Here is a 21,577-nt window from a genome sequence, read left to right as displayed (position 1 = left end):
TAGGCGGAAGCATCAGTCAAGAGAGTCATTATCTGGAGCAAATCGCACCTGAACCTCTGTTCCGCCATCGTCCCGTTGGCGGATGTTACAGTCACCATTCAGGCTATTTGCTCGATCCTGCATAATCATCAAACCATAATGATTTGGCCGCTCGCTGTCCTGCCCAATCCCGCAGCCGTTATCCATGATCGACATGACGACATCACCTTGTTCAAAAGTGACCCGAACCAACGCCATACTGGCATGAGCATGCTTATAGATGTTGTTCAGTGCTTCACGGGCAATGTTAACCATGTGGATCGCTTGATGGTCGGGAACGCAGTCAGATGGCAAGTCAAACTCAAGGGTAATGGGCAAGTTGGCCCGTTCACTGAATTCATTTACCAGTGTTTGAAGCGCCGCTTGTAGAGTCGCCTCATTTAGTTTCAGACGGAAGGTTGTCAGTAATTCACGTAGCTGGCGGTAGGCAATGTTAAGCTCATCGCGCATTTGCTGTACTAAAAGTTTACTGGGTTCAGGCATGTCGGGCGCTTGCATTTGCAAACAACTAATTTGAATTTTGAGGCAGGAAAGAGACTGGGCGATGGAGTCATGTAACTCCCGCGCAATGGCTGAACGCTCTTCCATCAATAATAATTGCTGCTGATGCCGGGCTTGGCTTTCCAGCGCCAATGTGCTGCTCAGTTGCTCCACCAGCATATTGACCAGTTGCTGCTGATCAGAATTGAGTGATTTATCCGTGGGTAATTTTGCCAGTAGCAACCCATATTGACCAAGCTTATCACTCAGACTCCAACTCAGAGACTCCCGCAAAACGGCACTACTCACTCCGTCAGATGAGCTGCTAATCGTTAATTGTGTTGGGCGATTCTGTGGCGGCAGATACTCACCATCGGCATTATCTATGAGATGGGCGCGATAAAGATGATTTTCATATAAACAGATCTGCACATTTTCCAGCGGTGTCAGTGTTTGTAGCTGCTCGATAATTGGAACTAAGCGCTCGCTTAATGGTTGGTGGGTATGTAATTGACGGCTGCTATGATACAAAAAGGCCAATACTTGATTTTTTTGTTGTAAATCAGCCGTTTTCTGGGCGACGCGCTGCTCCAAATCACTGTATATCAATGAAAGTTCCTGCGACATTCGATTCAATGCGGTACCCAGCGTCCCCATTTCATCTCGTTGATAAGACAACGTGTAGCGCTTGCTGAAATCACCGCGACCAATCGCATTCGCCATAGAAATTAATTGCAGCCATGGGCGGAGTAGGCGACGGCGCAAATAATAGATAGTAGCCAGTAGTAAACTCATTGTCAGAACAATGAATACCAGTTGGATCATGGTAACTAATAACAAGCGTTGTTCAGTTTTATGGTCAATAGCCAATACCAGTGCATCTAGCTGGTGGACAAAATCGGCCACATTGGCGGCAACCTCGTCGGGATGTTTAGCTTGCAGCAACTGTGTTTTTAGCGTGGTTTGCCAGTAACGCTCTATTTGTTGATATTGGCTGGTTAAACCTTCTCGCTGTAATGCTTGCTGCAAGTCGCCACTGGTTTTGTCTTGCTCCAGTGCAACCAAATAGGGCAAATCACGCTCATCCAACGGTACCATTGAAAGCAGCCGATAGCTTTGCATGCGTAGCGATCCTGCTTTGTTGATGGCATGCGCGTTACCTTGAATGCTTTGTGCCATCCATGACGAGATAGTCATGCCAGCAAGGCCCAGCAAACCCAGTAATATCATCAGCAAAGCGATCTGATTAACTAAGGGGATGAGGAAACGTTTCATAGCATAGTATTCCTTTGACCAATAAACGCGGCAACCTTACCGCATTTTAATCACGTAATGTTAGCGTTAGTGGGACTTCATGCCTGCCGCAGTCATCATCATACGAAACAGCATTGAAACGGCTAATAAAGCCAGTACGCTACCGCACCAAATAAGCAGCATCCAGCCGATTTTCTTCCACCAAGGTAATTTTACGTGTTCAGTTGGCAAAGAGGGTGTTGTTGATTTTATCGTTTTATTTTCAGACATATAAGTCTCATGCATACAAATTATAATATTCACTATAAGAAAATATCAGGGCCAGCGAACTAGCCCATGATCGTTATTATCTACTTGGTACTCAGTGGTAACCTTGATCGTGATTGATTTTCCCCCGGAATACGTAGTAGCTCCAGAAGGTGTAAACCAAAATAATAGGAATAATAAAGAGTGCGCCGACCAGCATAAAACCCAGACTTTGCGGCGGAGCTGCCGCTTGCCACAAAGTAATGGATGGTGGAATAAGATAAGGCCAGATGCTAATACCCAAGCCGCTATAACCAAGGAACACCAGCAATAACGTCAATAGGAAGGGGGCATAATGCCCACCTTGCTTAACTGATCGCAATAATGCCCAACTTGCCAGTGCTACCAGTAATGGCACCGGTAGGAACAAAAACAGATTGGGTAAAGTAAACCAGCGTGCGGCAATTTGTGGATGTGCAAGCGGAGTCCATAGGCTAATGATGGCAATAACTAATAACATCACGAATGTCAGTGGTATGGCTAGCTTATGCATGACCTGCTGCACATGCCCTTCGGTTTTCATAATGAGCCAGGTACAGCCAAGTAGTGCATAGGCTATGACCAGACCAAAGCCGCAAAACAGAGCAAAAGGTGTCAACCAATCAAATGGGCCGCCACTATAACTCCGGCCCGTTACTGGGAAGCCGTGAATAAAAGCACCGACTACCATGCCCTGAGTAAAGGTGGCAATCAATGAGCCACCGATAAAGGCTTTATCCCAGATATGCTGTTTTTCAGCGCTGGCCTTAAAGCGAAATTCAAAGGCTACACCACGGAAAATTAAACCCAACAGCATCAAGGTTAGGGGAATCGCCAGCGCATCCAGAATAACCGCATACGCCAACGGGAAAGCACCTAATAAGGCTGCTCCCCCGAGAACCAGCCAGGTTTCGTTGCCATCCCACACGGGGGCGACGCTGTTCATCATCAAGTCCCGGTCACGGCTGTGTTTTACCAGTGGAAACAGGATCCCGATACCTAAATCAAAACCATCCATAACCACATACATCATGGTACTGAAAACGATAATGACAAACCAAATCAGTGGAAGATCAATACCCATAATTAGCTCCTGTTTTGGTGGTTGTCAGAACTAAATGACTCACTTATTGCCGACAGCGGTCGTGATGGCGTATTGGGCTGACCGGGGCCGCCGGATTCTTGCTGGGCACCTTCATGGGCTTTTGGCCCCTTGCGAATAAGCCGCATCATGTAAGCGTAACCAACACCAAATACCGAACCATAAACCACAATAAAGACCAGCAGGCTGATACTCATATGCATTTCGCCATGAGATGAAACTGCATCACTGGTACGTTGCAAACCATAGACTATCCATGGTTGGCGGCCCACCTCGGTGGTGAACCAACCGGCCAGAATAGCAATCAAACCAGATGGCCCCATCCACAGCACAAAATAGAGGAAAGGGCGCGATTGATATAAGCCGCCGCGCCAGCGTAGCCATAAACTCCAGCAACCGGCCAAGATCATCAACATGCCTAATCCGACCATAATGCGAAAGGACCAGAAGACAATGGTCGAGTTAGGGCGGTCTTCCACTGGGAAAGATTTCAACGCTGGGATCTGTTTCTCCAAACTGTGAGTGAGGATCAAGCTACCTAAATAAGGGATTTTCAGCGCAAAATGGGTTTTCTCCTGCTTCATGTCTGGCCAGCCAAACAGAATCAGTGGTGTGGGTTCACCCGGTTTGTTTTCCCAGTGCCCTTCAATCGCTGCAATTTTAGCTGGTTGATATTCCAGTGTATTTAAGCCATGGGCATCGCCAATAACCGCCTGTAGTGGGGCAACAATCAGTGCCATCCACATTGCCATGGACAGCATTTTCCGCATGGCGGGAGTATCCCGTTTACGCAGTAAATGCCAGGCGGCAGAGGCACCGACAAAGAATGCAGATGCAAGGAAAGCTGCCGTTGACATATGCAGTAACCGATAAGGGAAGGATGGATTAAATATCACTTTCAACCAATCGACAGGCACCACTTGCCCGTTAATAACTTCAAAGCCTTGTGGGGTCTGCATCCAGCTATTGGAGGCGAGTATCCAGAAGGTAGACATCAACGTGCCTAATGCCACCATGCAGGTTGCAAAGAAATGTAAACCAGGCCCAACGCGGTTCCAGCCAAAAAGCATCACCCCGAGGAAACCGGCTTCAAGGAAGAACGCAGTCAGCACTTCATATGTCAGCAACGGGCCGGTGATACTGCCGGCAAATTCGGAAAAAAAGCTCCAGTTAGTGCCAAATTGGTAAGCCATGACCAGGCCGGACACCACACCCATACCAAAGTTAACGGCAAAGATTTTCGACCAGAAATGATAAAGGTCGCGATAATCTTCATTTTTGGTTTTTAACCATAAACCCTCCAAAACCGCAAGAAAACTGGCCAGCCCAATAGTGATGGCCGGGAAGATGATATGGAATGAGATGGTAAAAGCGAATTGGATTCGGGCCAACTCAAGAGCGGTTAAGCCAAACATAGTGACCTCGCTGCAAACATGGTACTGCCTCATCAATCTATAAAATGAATCACGCCGGTATTAGTCATCCTGACAATAGGTAGTGACAACAGGCGATTATTTCGGGGTGTAAACTTGGCAGTTAGTTAACCATAAGTTAAAGTGACTATAATAGTGACAATTAATTCAATCTTACCTATAACAGTTGGCCTATGACTCGATATGAACAGTTAGCTCAGCAAATACGAGCACAAATACAATCCAAGGTCTGGCAGGCGGGTGACAAGCTGCCTTCATTGCGGGAAAGTTGTAAACAATCAGGATTAAGTCTGATGACCGTAGTGCAGTCTTATCAGCTATTAGAAAGCCAGGGTTGGATCGTGGCCCGGCCGCAGTCGGGATATTATGTTGCTTCACGCCCGACACAATTACCCCAGCCACAGCGAGGGAAAAAACTGCATCTGGATGAACAGGTAGACATTAATGCTTTTATTTTTGATGTTCTACAGGCAGGGAAAGATCCAGCAATAATGCCATTTGGCTCGGCATTTCCCGATCCGAGTTTATTGCTACAACCCCGATTATCACGGGCGCTGGCCAGCGTTGCACGTAAGATATCACCACAAAGCTCGGTGACTAACTTGCCACCGGGTAACGAAAGTTTACGCCGCAATATTGCTCAGCGTTATGCCGCCAGTGGAATGAATGTCTCTCCCGAAGAAATTGTTATCACTGCGGGCGCAATGGAGTCACTAAGCCTGAGTTTACAGGCGGTTACTCAGCCCGGAGATTGGGTAGTGATTGAGTCACCCGCATTTTATGGTGCATTACAGGCGATTGAGCGTTTGCGGCTAAAAGCGATTGCCATTACAACCCACCCGCAACAGGGTATGGACCTCGATGCGCTCGAACAGGTGATCAACCAATATCCCATCAAGGCTTGCTGGCTGATGACGCATTTTCAAAATCCATTGGGTTGCACGATGTCATGGTCACAGAAAGAACGGCTCGTCGCCCTGTTACAGCAGAATAATATCTCGTTGATTGAAGATGATGTTTATGGTGAGTTGTACTTTGGCACGGATCGCCCGTTGCCCGCTAAAGCACTCGATCAGCATCGGCAAATTCTGCATTGCTCATCGTTTTCTAAATGTCTGGCGCCGGGATTCCGCGTCGGTTGGGTCGCCGCAGGGGAACATGCGCAGCGAATTCAGCACTTACAACTGATGAGTACAGTTTCGGCCAGTGTGCCAACTCAGTTGGCGATTGCAGATTATCTCAGCCAGGGGGGATATGACACTCATCTGCGCCGCCTGCGCCGCTTAATGGAACAGCGGCTCAATACGCTGCATCAGGCGGTTATTGAGCATTTTCCTAAAAATGTCAAAATCAGCCATCCTGCGGGGGGATATTTCCTTTGGCTGGAATTGGAACCACCGTTTAATGCCAGTGAGTTATACCGGCGGGCCTTGGAACAGGGCGTTAGCATCGCGCCGGGGAGAATGTTTACCACGGGGAATCAGTTTGATCACTGTTTCCGCCTGAATGCTTCGTTTGCCTGGTCGGAACAAAGCGAACAAGCCATCCGCATACTGGCGCAACTGATTAATCAACTCACCAGCGCCACAGATAATAGTCGTGCGCGTCGATAACAATCTGATGTCCACTATGAGTCTATTTACCTGGCTCCAGAAAATGGAGCCATAACAGCATTATCTTCTGCCACTATTTCTGCAATATCCCTCATTCCATTATGCATAAACGGCGTAATTCCTTTCGTATCGCCTGCTTTGTTAGCAGAAGAAATGCACTTAATTGATGCATGCACTGCCCATTTATAGGGCATTGGAAACCTTAATTGTTATTTTTGTGTTGCCATAATGTGATCTGACAGAGCAAAAATCAAAATTGATGTCAAATGCATATAATTTCTACTCAAACCCACCTGGCCGGCTTGTTTATCAACCAAAATGCAGTATGAATGCGACCAATCTGCATAGTTATGCATTTTAAATTATTGTTTTAATGGAATTTGTACAATTTATTCACATTGGATCTGGTGTGGCATGAAAGCTGCTGTACACTTTATATCAGGTGAATATATTTCATTTTTTATTGTTAACAGAATAAGAGATTTTTGTTGAGGCATGGTGACCTCAAACGATGAGTCTCTCAACCCCATATTTACGCTGATCAAAGAGGCCACTATGGAACACCCAATCCCCGTTACCCGACAGTCTTTTGATGAATGGATCGTGCCAACCTATGCACCAGCAGATTTTATTATCGTGCGGGGGGAAGGGGCGACACTGTGGGATCAGCAGGGCAAATCTTATATCGATTTTGCTGGTGGTATCGCCGTAAATGCCTTGGGGCATGGCCATCCGGCAGTAAAAGCGTCACTGATTGAGCAGGCCGACAAAGTATGGCATTTGGGTAACGGCTATACCAATGAGCCGGTACTGCGCCTGGCAAAACAATTGATTGATGCCACTTTCGCCGAAAAAGTTTTCTTTTGTAATTCTGGGGCTGAAGCCAATGAAGCGGCACTGAAGCTGGCCCGTAAATATGCCTTGAACAATTTTGGTAATAAGCCAGGGCTGGCAGGCGAAAAGAACCAGATTGTGGCATTCAGAAATGCGTTTCATGGCCGGACGCTGTTTACCGTTTCTGCGGGCGGGCAGCCGAAGTATTCGCAAGACTTTGCTCCGCTACCGGGGGGGATCAGCCACGGTATTTTCAATGATATCGCCTCGGCTGAGGAACTGATTAATGACCAAACCTGTGCCGTAATTGTGGAACCGATTCAGGGCGAAGGTGGTGTGCTACCCGCTGATAGCGAGTTCCTGCATGGCTTGCGGGCTTTGTGCGACCGTCATAACGCATTACTTATTTTTGATGAAGTACAAACTGGGGTTGGCCGCACCGGAGAACTCTATGCCTACATGCACTACGGTGTAATTCCTGATGTGCTGACCAGTGCCAAAGCACTTGGGGGCGGCTTCCCGATTGCGGCAATGTTAACAACGACCAAATATGCCAGCGCACTTAATGTCGGCAGTCACGGTACAACCTACGGCGGTAATCCGCTGGCCTGTGCCGTGGCGGGTACTGTCTTGTCCCTTATCAACACACCAGAGCTTCTCGCAGGCGTAAAAGAGAGACATCAGTGGTTTTTGGCTGGATTGGCTGAAATAAACGCTCGCTACAAAATCTTTTCTGAAATCCGTGGGCGCGGCTTGCTGATTGGCTGTGTGCTCCACAAGGATTATGACGAGAAGGCTAAAGAGATTGTTCAGGCCGCCGCACAGTACGGGCTTATTGCTCTGATTGCTGGCCCGAATGTGGTGCGTTTTGCTCCGTCCCTGATTATTTCTCAACAGGATATTAAAGAGGGCTTAGCCCGGCTTGCCATGGGTATTGAACAGGTTTGTCGACAGGCTAAGTCATAACATTGATGCAGTAAGCAAGGGACCTTGACTATGATGATAGTTCGCCCGGTAGAACGCCGTGATCTGGCCGATATCCTTGAGTTGGCAGGAAAAACTGGCGTTGGCATGACTTCACTGCCACAAAATGAAGAGCACCTCGCCGCTCGGATTGAGCGTGCGTTAAATACCTGGCAAGGTTCTTTGGCTGCGGGTGAACAGGGCTACCTGTTTGTTCTGGAAGACAGTGAGCGAGAAAAAGTGGTGGGCGTTAGCGCTATTGAGGTGGCCGTTGGTTTGCATGACCCTTGGTATAACTTCCGTGTCGGCACGTTGGTTCATGCATCCAAAACCCTCAATGTGTACAAATCGGTACCGACCCTGTTTTTAAGCAATGATCACACCGGGTATAGCGAACTCTGTACGTTGTTTCTCGATCCTGAATACCGTAAAGATAAAAATGGCCCCTTCTTATCAAAAGTGCGTTTTCTCTTCATTGCCGCATTCCGCCAGTATTTCTCCCGCAAAGTGATTGCGGAAATGCGCGGCTATACCGATGAACAGGGGCGTTCGCCATTTTGGGAAAATGTAGGGCGGCACTTCTTTGCCATTGAATTTGCGAAAGCTGATTATCTCAGTGGTACCGGGCAGAAAGCGTTTATTGCTGAATTAATGCCAAAACACCCGTTATATGTGGATTTTTTGGCAGAAGAGGCGCGGGCAGTCATCGGGCAGGTCCATCCACATACGGCTCCTGCACGTGCAGTGCTGGAAACTGAAGGCCTGCAATATCAGGGATACGTGGATATCTTTGATGGCGGCCCAACGCTGGAGGCCAACACAGATGAAGTGCGGGCGGTGCGCGACAGTAGTAAGCGAATCGTGGTTATTGATGACATTGATGTTGACCCGAGTGGCACTGCTTATTTAGTGGCTAATGATAACTATCAAGATTTCCGCTCAATATTGATTACTACTCATCTTTCAGACGAGCTACTGCATTTAACGACTAAAAATGCGGCAGCGCTGGGTGTCGTAGCCGGTGATTCGGTTCGGATAGTCAGCCTTTTTGCCCCGGAGATTAAAAAATGACTCACCCAGCACTGTTTATTCAAGGGGAATGGCGCACCGGTAACGGCGCGCATTTCGATAAACTTGATCCCATAGATCAGCAATTATTGTGGCAGGCGCGCGCCGCAGACAGCCATGATGTCGCAATGGCTTGCCGTGCGGCACGGCAAGCTTTCCCTGCTTGGGCACGAGCACCGTTGGAACAGCGGGTCGCGGTGATACAGCGTTTTGCTGCATTACTTGAGCGGCACAAGCAGCAACTGGCTTGCACTATCAGTTTGGAAACCAGTAAACCACTCTGGGAAACACTGACAGAAGTGCAGGCCATGATTGGCAAAGTGGCTATCTCGTTGCAAGCCTATCAAAGCCGAACTGGGAGTAGCCAAATGCCGATGGCTGATGGCATGTCTGTGTTACGACACCGTCCCCATGGCGTATTAGCAGTATTTGGCCCCTACAACTTCCCAGGACATCTCCCTAATGGGCATATCGTTCCTGCATTGCTGGCAGGTAACACGGTGGTATTTAAGCCCAGTGAATTGACACCAAAGACGGCGGAAGAAACCGTCAAATTGTGGCAGCAGGCAGGTATGCCTGACGGGGTATTAAACTTAGTACAAGGTGGGCGTGAAACGGGCGAAGCCCTTGCTGGACAACATGATATTGATGGTTTGCTGTTTACCGGCAGCGCTAATACCGGCTATCAATTACATCGCCAACTGGCCGGCCAACCGGAAAAAATCCTGGCACTGGAAATGGGTGGCAATAATGCATTGATTGTTGAGCAGGTAGCAGACTGTGATGCGGCAGTAAATCTTGCTATTCAGTCGGCGTTTATCTCGGCTGGGCAACGCTGTACCTGTTCGCGCCGTCTATTGGTTAAATCTGGCGCTGAAGGCGATGCATTTTTACAACGGTTTGTCGCTATTGCCAAAGCCCTGCGTATTGGGCGCTGGGATATGCAGCCAGCACCCTTTATGGGGGCGGTAATTTCATCACAAGCAGCAGAAAAAATGCTGGCAGCGCAACAACATTTGCTGGATTTAGGTGGTAAGTCATTATTAACCATGACTCGCCCTGATAGCCAAAGTGCGGTGCTGACGCCGGGTATCATTGATATTACCGGTATCAGTGATGTCCCTGACGAAGAGTATTTTGGCCCGCTGGTCAGCGTTATTCGCTATGGTGATTTTACGCAAGCATTACAGATTGCGAATCAAACCCGGTTCGGTTTGGCGATAGGGTTAGTTTCTGAGGACCGGCAACAATTTGAACAACTGTTATTGGAAGCCCGAGCGGGTATTGTTAACTGGAACAAACCGTTGACCGGAGCATCAAGTGCTGCGCCCTTTGGTGGGGTTGGGGCATCAGGTAATCATCGACCAAGTGCCTTCTATGCTGCTGACTATTGTGCCTGGCCAATGGCATCACTCGAAAGCGAAAGTTTGACGCTACCAGCAACATTGTCACCGGGTATCTCTTTCGATTTGCCCGATAGCCATTGAGCCATGAACGGAGAATACGATGGCAGGATATGAGGTTAATTTCGATGGATTGGTTGGGCTGACACATCACTATGCTGGATTGTCATTTGGCAACGAAGCTTCTACGGCGCATCAAAATAGTATTTCCAACCCTCGTCTCGCTGCGCGGCAGGGGTTGCTAAAAATGAAAGCATTAGCCGATTTAGGTTATAAGCAAGGCATTTTGCCACCACAGGAGCGACCAGCCATAAGCGTTTTGCGCCAGTTGGGCTTTAGTGGTTCAGATGAACAAGTATTGAGTGAAGTGGCGCGTAAATCTCCACGCCTGTTATCTGCGGTAAGTTCCGCATCATCAATGTGGACGGCGAATGCGGCGACGGTATCACCTTCTGCGGATAGCGCGGATGGGCGGGTTCATTTTACTGTGGCCAATTTAAATAACAAATTTCACCGGGCAATTGAGGCGGAAACTACGTCGGCTTTGCTCAAAAGCGTTTTCAATAACCATCGCCACTTTGTTCATCACGATGCGTTACCTGCGGTGGAATTGTTTGGTGATGAAGGTGCGGCTAATCATAATCGTCTGGGGGGAGAGTATGACTCGCCGGCGGTTCAGGTCTTTGTTTATGGCCGCAACGCGCTGGAAAACGGAGTAAGCCCTAGCCGATACCCTGCTCGCCAAACGCGAGAGGCCAGCGAAGCAGTGGCTCGGCTGCATCAACTGGCGCCAGACCGAACTGTTTTTGTGCAACAGAACCCCGCCGTGATTGACCAAGGGGTTTTTCACAATGATGTCATCGCTGTCAGCAATCAGAATGTGTTATTCCATCATCAGCATGCATTTGTCCCTGGCATTCAAGCTATGGATGAGATTCGCCGTAAAATGGGTAACATTGAACAGCAACTGATCAGTATCGAGGTCCCTGACGCTGAGGTGTCTGTTGCTGATGCGGTATCAAGCTATCTGTTTAACAGCCAATTATTGAGTAAACCGAACGGCAAAATGCTGTTGGTTATCCCGCAGGAAGCACAAGACAATCCGGCCGTGTGGCGATATCTGTCGGAATTGATCAATAGCGGTGGTCCGATTGATAGTGTCAAGGTATTCGATTTGCGCGAGAGCATGCGTAACGGAGGAGGCCCTGCCTGCTTACGCTTACGCGTTGCCTTAAACGATACTGAATTGCAAGCCGTTAATAGTCGAGTAATGATGACACCCGCGCTGTTTGTGACGCTGAATAACTGGGTTGACCAACATTATCGTGATCATTTGCAATTTAAAGACTTGGCTGACCCTCAGTTATTGCAAGAAGGGCGGCAAGCATTAGATGAATTGACACGGATACTTAATATTGGCTCGGTATATCCGTTCCAGCAGAATTAAAAGGAACAATGATGCTAGATCTCCTGGCGATAACACTTTCAGGCCATCCGCCAAAACAGACCCGAGGTGCGACACCGGGTATTGAATGGCAATGGCTCGATGAAGGGATACTGATGCTGACACCTGTTGGCAATTGTACTCAGTCGGTGGTGTTATCTGCCGGTATCCATGGAAACGAAACGGCTCCGATTGAAATCTTGAATCAATTGGTATCAGATTTGTTAGCTGGTGAATTAACGCTGGCCGTCCGTTTGTTAGTCATATTTGGCAATCCAGCGGCGATAAGTGCAGGGAAACGTTATCTCTCAGCGGATATCAACCGTATGTTTGGTGGGCGGCACCGGCGTTATCCTCCAGGTAATGAAACCCGACGGGTTGAAATTGTTGAGCAAGCTGTGTTGGCGTTTTTCCAGGCAGAGTCTCAATTGACGCGTCAGCATTACGATTTACACACGGCAATTCGCGGATCTCATCATACTCGATTTGGATTGTTGCCTTATCAAACAACACCATATAGCGCAGCAATGCTGCGGTGGTTACAAGATATTCAACTGGATGCATTAGTGATGCATACCTCGGCTGGAGGGACTTTTGCTCACTTCAGTAGTGAGCACTGTCAGGCAGCAAGTTGTACCCTTGAGTTGGGAAAAGCGCTGCCATTTGGCGAAAATCAGCTTGCTGAATTTACGCATATCATCGGTGGATTACGTTCATTAGTTAGCGAAGAACCATTGCCTGTGCAACCCTCTGGAGGAATGGTGTTTTATCGCGTGGTGCAATCACTGCTAAAACAGCATCCTGATTTTAAACTGTGGGTTGACGAGGAGACAGTTAACTTTACTCGTTTTAGCCAAGGAACATTGTTGGCAGAGCAATCAGGTGAGCATTATCGTGTTAAACATAACGAGGAGTGGATCTTGTTTCCAAACCCTCAAGTAGCCTTGGGGTTACGTGCAGGGATTATGTTGGTACGAATGGATAAGAGTGAGATACCAACGGTATAAATAAGGCTGTGTTACCAATCCCGCCATAGATAGTTACTTGGGGTAATATCACCACCAGAACTACGACTTAAGCCAAATTTTAAGTAGTATATTGTTTCTAACCTATAAGAAATGAGCTTTTAGCCATGGCAGCTCATTTCTTATGCATTAAATTAAAGTTTTTCTTATTGCGATTTTTATAAAAAATCCACTTCCAATGAAAATTCCGATAATTAATAACCAGACAAACCCATACTTTCTATAATCCTATTAACACACTTAATGTTTAACTTTTATGTTATTGCACCAAAGCTGATACGACAACACTCTCTATTTATACTTTAAATAGTCATCTAATCACTTTGGATATATAAAAAAGTACATTAGAGCTGTGATATTCGCCCCATGTCACAAATATGATGCCCAAATAGAACAAAAAAGAAACAAGCTGAAATGAATTTGCACCATTTTGGTGCGTATGCACTATTTTGGTTATATGTAATTGCTTAAAAATAAAGATAATCAGTAAGTTATGGAAAGTTCCATTAAAAATATTTTGTTACAATTGATTACCTGTTTATACCTGTATTTCTTCAATTTTATCGTTTTAACTTTTCGTGCTTAGTGATAATGTCTCTTCGCTTTACAAGACAGGTAATTATAAAAAATTAAAAGCTAACTTTTATGAGGCTGAAAATTTAATTCAGTCCGGCGGGTTAGTTTTATTAAAATTTAAAGGAAAAATAATGATGAAGCGCAGTGTACTGGCCTTGGCGGTCACCTTGAGTATCATTCCTACTCTTTCAAACGCAGCAGAAATTTATAATAAAGACGGCAATAAGCTGGATCTTTATGGCCGTGTAGCCGCTAAATATCTTTTCTCAAACCATAATAACGCTGACGATACTTATGTGCGTTTCGGTTTTAAGGGTGAGACACAGATTAATAGCCAACTGACCGGTTTCGGCCAGTGGGAATATAACGTAGCTGCTAAAAATGCAGAATCTCAGGGCGATAAAGGCAATAAAACCCGTTTGGGTTTTGCAGGTCTGAAATTTGCTGAGTTTGGTTCTTTCGACTACGGCCGTAACTATGGTGTAGTTTATGATGCGCTGGCCTATACCGACATGCTGCCAGAGTTCGGTGGCGACTCAATTGCTTATACCGACAACTACATGACTGGCCGTTCTACCGGTTTGGCAACTTACCGCAACTCTGATTTCTTCGGCCTGGTTAAAGGCTTGAATGTTGCTGCTCAGTATCAAGGCCGTAATGACGACGGTGATACCACTAAGAACGAGCGCGCAATCCAGAAAGCCAATGGCGATGGTTTTGGTCTGTCCGTTGATTACCAAGACATTGAAGGCAGCGGTATCGGCTTCGCAGGTGCATATTCTTCTTCCAATCGTACCTTAGGCCAGAAAACATTGGCTGGCAGTGCGACAGGTGATAAAGCTCAGGCTTGGGCTACTGCGCTGAAATATGATGCAAACCAAGTTTATATCGCAGCAATGTACGGCGAAACGCTGAACATGACGCCATATAAAGCACTGATTGCAAATAAAACCCAGAACGTTGAATTGGTTGCTCAATACCAGTTCGAAAATGGTATTCGCCCGTCCATCGCTTATGTTCAGTCTAAAGGTAAAGAACTGGCCGTTGTTGGCGATGCAGACTTACTGAAATATGCTGAAATCGGTGTGACTTACTATATTAACAAAAACATGTTTGCCTATGTTGACTACCAGATTAACTTGCTGGATGAAGACAACAACCCACTGGGTCTGGGCACTGATGATACTGTTGCAGTTAACCTGACTTACCGTTTCTAAGTTAACTTAGCAGCAATTATTACCCTTTTCTGTGTCGGAAATAGGTGAATTAAAAAGGCGGGATTAACCCCGCCTTTTTTGCATTTCTTACCGACTGAGACTCAGTGAGTGGGATGTGACGTTTCAGCGTTGATAGCGTTGTTCGCCCCAGGACAACATAGTATGAATTAACTGTTCGAGTAACTGCTGCAAATGCACTGCCCGTTCAGGCAGGTAGTGATAAGGCTCAGTTTCGGACATATAGTTTAACTGTGATAGCTCCAGTTGCACGGCGTGTTGTTGATTTTGGGGAAGACCATATGATCGCGTTATGTGACCACCTTTAAAGCGCCCGTTCAATATATGGCTGAAGGTAGATTGATGTTGGCAACATTCAATTAATTGATCGCTTAATGAAAGGTCACAACTAACTCCACTATTGGTACCAAAATTCAAATCGGGTAATTGTCCTTCAAATAATCTTGGAATCACTGATGCAATTGAGTGTGCATCTAACAGCAACGCATAACCAAACTGTGTTTTAAGCCGATCCAATTCTGATTGAAGTTGCTGGTGATAAGGCCGCCAGATATGTGACAGGTAGGATTGACGTTCCTGAGGCGACGGTGTTTTGCCTGAGATAAAACAAGCTCGCCCATCGAACAACGTTTCGGGGAATAAACCGGTTGTCGCGGTGGTATACAGTGGTTGATCGTCCTCTGGGCGATTAAGATCGACGACTAAGCGGGAGTAATTACCGATTAGTAAGCTGGCCCCCATATTTCTGGCAAAGTCATAGAGACGAGGAATATGCCAATCAGTATCTGATAAAGGGCGAGCGGCATCCGTTAGTCCGGCCTCAACAACGGGTGTTAGCTGAGTCCCTGCATGAGGAATACTGATTAATAAAGGCAGTTTACCAGAGTGGAAACTTAGCGGTTCGGTGAGATTCATGAGCGAACTTCTCCTTGGAAAACGACCGTCGCGGGTAATTGGCCACCTAGCCAGTAAGCTAACTCGGCCGGGCGGGATAGTGGCCAATGAACCCAGTTTGCCTGTTTGCCTATTTCTAATGTGCCTTGAGTCTCTTGCAGGCCAAGTGCCTGAGCAGCATGGCAAGTGACCCCAGCCAGCGCTTCTTCTGGTGTCATGCGGAATAATGTGCAAGCCATATTGAGCATCAAGCGCAAAGAGAGTGCAGGGGAGGTTCCTGGATTAGCGTCGCTGGCCAAGGCCATTGGCACACCATACTGGCGAAACAGGTCAATAGGGGGACATTGAGTTTCACGTAACAGGTAATAAGCCCCCGGCAGCAGCACCGCCACTGTACCCGCCTGTCTCATCGCCTGAACATCAGACTTCGTGGCATATTCAAGATGGTCGGCCGACAATGCCTTAAATTTTGCTGCGAGAGTACTGCCACCAAGTGCTGACAGTTGTTCGGCATGCAGTTTGATCGGCAAACCCACTTTTTGGGCGGCTAAGAATACTCGCTCGACCTGTGCCGGTGAAAATGCAAGGTGCTCACAAAATGCATCAACGGCATCGGCTAACCCCTCTTCGGCTACCCTAGGAATTATGGTATTACAAACGAAGTCAATGTAGTCGTCAGCCCTGCCGGCAAACTCAGGCGGTAAAGCATGTGCTGCCAAACAGGTTGTTTTAACTGTAATGGGGAGTAACTCACCTAAACGGCGGGCAACCCGCAGCATTTTTATTTCACTTTCAAGACTAAGGCCATAACCGGATTTAATCTCAATACAGGTTACACCCTCCGCAAGTAGAGGCTTTAGCCGAAATAAAGCTTGTGCGAGCAATTGTTCTTCACTGGCGTTCCGCGTTGCCCTAACCGTCGAAATAATTCCACCACCATTGGCGGCAATCTCTGCATAGCTAACCCCGTTAAGGCGTTGCTCAAATTCAGCGCTGCGATCACCGCCAAAGACGAGATGCGTATGGCAATCAATTAGGCCAGGGGTAATCAGACCACCTTGAAAGACAACCTCACGTGAGGCATGGAATGCGGGCAACTCTTTATGTGGCCCAATCCAGACTATTTTACCGCCTGTGACCGCTATTGCCCCTTGCGGTATCAGATGATATTCCCCTCCACACATGGTCACGATATCGGCACCGTACCACAAACTGTCACAGTGAATTACTGACACCATCTCACTCCTTCAAGCTATACCTTGGTATCCGACGCCACAGCGATGCTCACCAATTGAATCACTGACGTGAGTCAGTGCTCCGAGATTCATTCATTTGTTGCTGTAGCATGAGCAATGCGAGTATGCAGCGAAATTAAGTTGTATATACAATCATGGACAACCTAGCGCATAAAGTCATTATCAGCAAGATAGAGATTTAAACAATTGCGTAACACTTCGCAGTTCTCAAAGAGAAATAAAATTGATCAGGACGTCACAGTACCTTGTGGGGTAAAACGACCATAGAGTTGATAGCGTGAACCTGGATACAGTAATTGCGCAGCGGTGACGATTGCTTTTCCATACCAAGTTCTGCGGCGAATTAATAGACAAGGCTCATGCTCATCCAGTTGGAGTAATTGTCGCTCAGTCTGGCTCGGGATCACGGCTTCAACAATATGTTCACCTTCGGTAAGAGGAGCGGCTTGTGTGAGATAGCTGTAAGGGGTTATGTGATTGAAATCCTGCTTCATATAGTCGGGGGCAGTGCTTGGGTTAACACAGCGATTTTCGACTTGAACGGGGAAGTCATTCTCATAATGCACAATTTGTGAATAGAACAACTGTTGGCCGGGCTGAATTCCTAACGCTATCGCTTCTTCAGGGCTTGCCGGGCGAGCTTCTAATTGCAGAATTTTACTGCTGTGACGATGACCTCGAGCGGTTATCTCGTCAGCAATGTTATGAACTTCAAGTAAGGCACTGTGCGCTTTTGCTTCAGCAACAAAAGTTCCCACGCCTTGCATACGGATAAGGAAACCTTCATTGGTTAATTCACGTAATGCACGGTTGATGGTCATACGGCTAACCCCCAATTCTGTGACGAGCTCGCTTTCTGAGGGAACTCGCTGATGGGGCAGCCAGACCCCGGTTCGGATCTGGCGGATAATAGCCAACTTAACCCGTTGATAAATCGGCGCAGGAGTATCGTCCATTGCGGCACTTAATTGTAAGACTTTTTGTTGTTCCGCCATGGCGTTAACCTCGTCAAATAAAAAATTTATATGCTAAGTCTACGGTTGAATTTAGCGTATGTATATGTCTATACAAGTGGGTGGTTTAATTAATTGACGCCGCTGCTGCTTAGCGGGTTTGACTCTGAACAAAATATTGGGATATCGCCATGCCAGTTTATTTTACCGAGCGTGCTTTCTTACCGAATGGATGGGCTGATAACGTACAGATTACTGTTGACGAACAGGGGTATATTCAGCGCATTGTGACCGATAGCAATGGTACTGGTTGTCAGGTTTTATCCGGCCCAATAGTGCCGGGTATGCCGAATCTTCACTCCCATGCCTTTCAGCGCATGATGTCAGGATTAGCTGAAGTCGCTGGCAATCCGCAGGACAGTTTCTGGACTTGGCGAGATCTGATGTACCGCTTGGTTCAGCAATTAACACCGGAAGATGTTGGCGTGATTGCCCGCCAACTGTATATCGAGATGCTGAAAGGCGGCTACACCCAAGTTGCAGAGTTCCACTATCTACACCATGATCCTGAGGGTAATCCATACAATTGCCCCGGTGAAATGACTGCTCAATTGAGTCAGGCTGCGCAAGAGGCCGGTATTGGGATGACGTTGTTACCTGTACTTTACAGTTACGCGGGGTTTGGCGCTCAGCCTGCTCAGCAGGGGCAGCGCCGCTTTATTCAGAACACGGATAGCTACCTCAAACAGCAGCAGATCATTAGTAAACAATTGGTTAATCAACCATTACAAAACCAAGGTTTATGCTTCCATTCATTGCGTGCCGTAGAGTTAAGCCAAATGCAGGAGATCCTGCAAGCTTCGGATAATCAATTACCGGTACATATTCATATTGCTGAGCAGCAAAAGGAGGTTAACGATTGTCTGGCGTGGAGTAGCCAGCGCCCCGTGGCATGGTTGTATAACCATTTGCCTGTCGATAGCCGCTGGTGTTTGGTTCATGCTACACATCTGGATCAATCCGAGCTTATCCGCTTGGCTGAAAGTCAGGCGGTGGCAGGATTATGTCCAACAACAGAAGCTAACCTTGGGGATGGCATTTTTCCAGGTGTTGATTATGTACATCGTCAGGGGCACTGGGGTATCGGTTCAGATAGCCATGTCTCGTTAGATGTAGTGGAAGAGTTACGGTGGTTAGAATATGGGCAGCGCCTGCGAGATCAACGCCGCAATCGTCTGACTGATGAACAACATCCTGCTGTTGCTGACTTACTTTATAGCCAAGCTTTAGCGGGGGGGCGACAGGCTTGTGCCAGCAAAATTAGCCAGTTAACGGAAGGATACCGCGCTGACTGGTTAGTATTGGATGGTGATGATCCCTATATTGCGGGTACAAAATCGGCATCTTTGTTGAATCGGTGGTTATTTGCGGGGGGCAAATCGCAAATTCGCGATGTTTATATGGCAGGTAAAGCGGTAATAGTGGATAGATATCATCCAATGCAACAGCAATCTGCACAGGATTTTCTGACGGTATTGAAAGCCTGTCAACAGGAGGTCTGATGAGCTTTACCCTTTTTGATTTTGCCAGCTTACCCGTTAGTCGTTGGCGAAATGGTGGCGGCGAAACCCGTGAAATAGCATGTTGGCCCGTTGGCGGCGATGATTTTGCCTGGCGCGCCAGCATTGCTACTATTGAAAGAGATGGTCCATTCTCAATGTTTTCGGATATCGATCGGTCAATTACGTTGCTCTCAGGTGATGGGGTTGAACTCTCCAGCCCCGGCTGGGAGGCTCATACTCTTTCCCAGCAATTACAGCCGTTTGCTTTCCCTGGCGACATTCCTATTCACGCGCGTTTGTTAGGGGGAAGTAGCCAAGACTTTAACATTATGACACGGCGTGGTTGCTGGCAGGCGACGGTTTTGTCAGTAAGTTCAGTACAAGAACTGCCCACATCTCATGGTGGGTTGATCTACGTTGTGAAGGGGAACTGGCTTATTTGCCATACGGAAACGCACCAGCTTACTGCTTCGCAAGGCTGTTGGTGGTTGCCTGCAATTAAGGGCGGGCAATTGCAGCCTCTTACTGCGGATAGCATGCTGTTATGGGTAGATTTATTCCCTTGTAGGTAAAACCGTCACTTTGCTAATTTTCATTAAAACTAAAGTGATAAATTTTTTGAGATTATTTCTTTTCATCACATACAAGATTCCTATAACTGATGCTCACATAGATACTGTGAGCATCACTCAAATGCTTTTGACTGTATCCCTCTCCCACTCAAACTGCAGCTAAGACGATTTCCTCATTACCAAGGTGTGTCTTTGGTCACTCTCCGTGTTCAAATTACGAGCATTTGTTAGATCCCTGTCATATTTTTGTTATTTGCTCTGTGCAAAACACACATTTCGATTGTTTGGTGTTAAAAATTTCAATAATCTTAATTATGAAATAAACATTTAAAAAAAGGAGGTTAGCTTGAGTAGGATGTAAGAGATAGTTAATTTATTGTTTAACAATGGTTATTGGTGATTTATAGGCCGGGGATGGTGCAGTTGCATTCACGGGAGCGCATTGAAGTGCCTACAGTAACTATTTTTACCTCCTGCTGAGTTAGGCAGTTGTAAAAAATTATTTTCAATAAGTGGCACTGAGATGTTAATGCATTCCATTTTTGAAGGATATAGACCATGAAGCTGAAAAAAATCATTATCACCTCACTCGCTATTTGTATGTTGCCATTGGGTGCTTATGCTAAAGATCTAAAAATTGGCGTTTCTATGGCTTACTTCGATGACAACTTCCTGACAATATTACGTCAGTCCATGCAAAACAAAATGAAAGAGGAAGGAAATGTCACTGGCCAATTCGAGGATGCAAAAGGGGATATTGCCCAACAAATTCAGCAGGTAGAGAATTTTGTCAGCCAAGGGGTAGATGCCATTATTCTGAATCCGGTCGACACTCAAGGTGTAAAGCCAATGATCAAATTAGCTGAACAGGCGAAGATCCCCTTGGTTTTTGTAAATCGCCGTCCTGAAATAACGTTACCGGCTGGTATGGCCTATGTGGGCTCAGATTCTGAACTTGCTGGTCGCCTACAGATGGAGGAATTAGCAAAATTGATGGGTGGTAAAGGTAACGTAATGATCCTGATGGGGGAACTCTCTAGTGAGGCTACTCGCGATAGAACTCGGGGAGTAGAGAAAGTTGCCGCTCAGTATCCAGATATTCATATTATTGATAAGCAAACTGCAAAATTTTTCCGCAAAGAAGCAGTGGATGTTACTACTGATTGGGTTTTGTCTGGGCAACAAATAGATGCCATTGCGTCAAATAATGATGAAATGGCTATTGGTGCTATCTTAGCCTTAAAACAAGCGAAGAAAAAAGGCGTAGTGATTGGAGGTATTGATGGCACACCCGATGCACTTGAGTTTATTAAGAAAGGCGACTTGAGTATTAGTATTTTCCAAGATGCTAAAGGTCAAGGGGAAGGGGCTGTAGATACCGCGATTAAATTAGTTGCCGGCCAAAAAGTTGAAAGCAGTGTTATGATTCCTTACCAGCTTATCACGAAAGATAATTATCAAGATTTCGCGAATAAAAAATGAAAATATCCGCTACTCCCCAGACGAATAGTTAATTATAAAAACACAGGGAATAACTTAATTTCTTGAAACTCGGCTGTTATACATGAATAAGTAAAACATTAATC

18 protein-coding genes are annotated in these 21,577 nt (G+C 46.6%); 10 read left to right on the top strand and 8 right to left on the bottom strand.

Annotated elements, in window-relative coordinates; genetic code table 11:
* Positions 1 to 12 precede the first annotated feature (12 nt).
* The 4 genes from narX to EL015_RS11945 all read right to left on the bottom strand — a co-directional run bounded on the left by narX (position 13) and on the right by EL015_RS11945 (position 4,575).
* Positions 13 to 1,794, bottom strand: coding sequence for a nitrate/nitrite two-component system sensor histidine kinase NarX (gene narX, locus EL015_RS11960; protein ID WP_005185067.1), 1,782 nt, complete (start codon positions 1,792 to 1,794; stop codon positions 13 to 15).
* A 66-nt stretch (positions 1,795 to 1,860) separates the two neighbouring features.
* Positions 1,861 to 2,043, bottom strand: a complete 183-nt coding sequence (locus EL015_RS11955) for a DUF2474 domain-containing protein (RefSeq protein WP_050072674.1) — start codon at positions 2,041 to 2,043, stop codon at positions 1,861 to 1,863.
* Positions 2,044 to 2,134: 91 nt separating this feature from the next.
* On the bottom strand, positions 2,135 to 3,142 hold the full coding sequence (gene cydB / locus EL015_RS11950) for a cytochrome d ubiquinol oxidase subunit II (protein WP_005185074.1): 1,008 nt from the start codon (positions 3,140 to 3,142) through the stop codon (positions 2,135 to 2,137).
* Positions 3,143 to 3,144: 2 nt separating this feature from the next.
* On the bottom strand, positions 3,145 to 4,575 hold the full coding sequence (locus tag EL015_RS11945) for a cytochrome ubiquinol oxidase subunit I (RefSeq protein WP_005185076.1): 1,431 nt from the start codon (positions 4,573 to 4,575) through the stop codon (positions 3,145 to 3,147).
* Positions 4,576 to 4,766: 191 nt separating this feature from the next.
* Here EL015_RS11945 and EL015_RS11940 point away from each other — a divergent pair, with 191 nt between their 5' ends.
* A complete protein-coding gene (locus tag EL015_RS11940; protein ID WP_005185079.1) occupies positions 4,767 to 6,206 on the top strand; it encodes an aminotransferase-like domain-containing protein in 1,440 nt (479 codons plus the stop codon).
* A gap of 26 nt (positions 6,207 to 6,232) precedes the next feature.
* Here the strand turns inward: EL015_RS11940 and EL015_RS21710 are convergent, their stop codons facing one another.
* Positions 6,233 to 6,400 carry a hypothetical protein gene (locus EL015_RS21710; protein WP_153802299.1) on the bottom strand — a complete coding sequence of 56 codons (168 nt, stop codon included), beginning with the start codon at positions 6,398 to 6,400 and terminating at the stop codon, positions 6,233 to 6,235.
* Positions 6,401 to 6,761: 361 nt separating this feature from the next.
* Between EL015_RS21710 and EL015_RS11935 the strand changes: the two genes are divergently transcribed.
* The 6 genes from EL015_RS11935 to EL015_RS11910 all read left to right on the top strand — a co-directional run bounded on the left by EL015_RS11935 (position 6,762) and on the right by EL015_RS11910 (position 14,736).
* The gene (locus EL015_RS11935; protein WP_032906297.1) at positions 6,762 to 8,006 is read left to right on the top strand and encodes an aspartate aminotransferase family protein; all 1,245 of its coding nucleotides are present in this window, start codon (positions 6,762 to 6,764) and stop codon (positions 8,004 to 8,006) included.
* A gap of 30 nt (positions 8,007 to 8,036) precedes the next feature.
* Positions 8,037 to 9,074 carry an arginine N-succinyltransferase gene (gene astA, locus EL015_RS11930; protein ID WP_005185088.1) on the top strand — a complete coding sequence of 346 codons (1,038 nt, stop codon included), beginning with the start codon at positions 8,037 to 8,039 and terminating at the stop codon, positions 9,072 to 9,074.
* Positions 9,071 to 10,558 (top strand): succinylglutamate-semialdehyde dehydrogenase, encoded by a 1,488-nt coding sequence (gene astD, locus EL015_RS11925; RefSeq protein ID WP_032906299.1) that lies wholly within the window; start codon positions 9,071 to 9,073, stop codon positions 10,556 to 10,558. The genes astA and astD overlap by 4 nt, the downstream gene beginning before the upstream one ends.
* Positions 10,559 to 10,577: 19 nt before the next feature.
* Positions 10,578 to 11,921 carry an N-succinylarginine dihydrolase gene (gene astB, locus EL015_RS11920; RefSeq protein ID WP_005185101.1) on the top strand — a complete coding sequence of 448 codons (1,344 nt, stop codon included), beginning with the start codon at positions 10,578 to 10,580 and terminating at the stop codon, positions 11,919 to 11,921.
* An 11-nt stretch (positions 11,922 to 11,932) separates the two neighbouring features.
* Positions 11,933 to 12,925: a succinylglutamate desuccinylase gene (gene astE / locus EL015_RS11915; RefSeq protein ID WP_032906302.1), complete on the top strand. Its 993-nt coding sequence runs from the start codon at positions 11,933 to 11,935 to the stop codon at positions 12,923 to 12,925.
* 725 nt (positions 12,926 to 13,650) lie between these two features.
* Positions 13,651 to 14,736 carry a porin gene (locus EL015_RS11910; RefSeq protein WP_032906304.1) on the top strand — a complete coding sequence of 362 codons (1,086 nt, stop codon included), beginning with the start codon at positions 13,651 to 13,653 and terminating at the stop codon, positions 14,734 to 14,736.
* Between the two features lie 123 nt (positions 14,737 to 14,859).
* On the opposite strand, the gene hutG is transcribed toward EL015_RS11910, so the two are convergent.
* From hutG to hutC, 3 genes are all read right to left on the bottom strand, one after another.
* Complete coding sequence (gene hutG / locus EL015_RS11905) at positions 14,860 to 15,669, bottom strand: N-formylglutamate deformylase (RefSeq protein ID WP_032906306.1); 810 nt, start codon at positions 15,667 to 15,669, stop codon at positions 14,860 to 14,862.
* Positions 15,666 to 16,886 (bottom strand): imidazolonepropionase, encoded by a 1,221-nt coding sequence (gene hutI / locus EL015_RS11900; RefSeq protein WP_005185112.1) that lies wholly within the window; start codon positions 16,884 to 16,886, stop codon positions 15,666 to 15,668. The genes hutG and hutI overlap by 4 nt, the downstream gene beginning before the upstream one ends.
* Positions 16,887 to 17,131: 245 nt before the next feature.
* Positions 17,132 to 17,899 carry a histidine utilization repressor gene (gene hutC / locus EL015_RS11895; protein ID WP_005185115.1) on the bottom strand — a complete coding sequence of 256 codons (768 nt, stop codon included), beginning with the start codon at positions 17,897 to 17,899 and terminating at the stop codon, positions 17,132 to 17,134.
* A gap of 149 nt (positions 17,900 to 18,048) precedes the next feature.
* Between hutC and EL015_RS11890 the strand changes: the two genes are divergently transcribed.
* The 3 genes from EL015_RS11890 (at position 18,049) to EL015_RS11880 (ending at position 21,473) form a co-directional block, all read left to right on the top strand.
* Complete coding sequence (locus EL015_RS11890) at positions 18,049 to 19,419, top strand: formimidoylglutamate deiminase (RefSeq protein ID WP_005185118.1); 1,371 nt, start codon at positions 18,049 to 18,051, stop codon at positions 19,417 to 19,419.
* Positions 19,419 to 19,991, top strand: coding sequence for a HutD/Ves family protein (locus tag EL015_RS11885; protein WP_032906307.1), 573 nt, complete (start codon positions 19,419 to 19,421; stop codon positions 19,989 to 19,991). Before EL015_RS11890 ends, EL015_RS11885 begins: the two co-directional genes overlap by 1 nt.
* Positions 19,992 to 20,549: 558 nt before the next feature.
* The gene (locus EL015_RS11880; protein WP_005185119.1) at positions 20,550 to 21,473 is read left to right on the top strand and encodes a sugar ABC transporter substrate-binding protein; all 924 of its coding nucleotides are present in this window, start codon (positions 20,550 to 20,552) and stop codon (positions 21,471 to 21,473) included.
* The last annotated feature ends 104 nt before the right edge of the window (positions 21,474 to 21,577 follow it).

Source organism: Yersinia intermedia, assembly GCF_900635455.1.
Classification (GTDB): domain Bacteria; phylum Pseudomonadota; class Gammaproteobacteria; order Enterobacterales; family Enterobacteriaceae; genus Yersinia; species Yersinia intermedia.
Note: the sequence above shows the minus strand (reverse complement) of the source record. Positions and strands in the feature narration are given on the sequence as shown.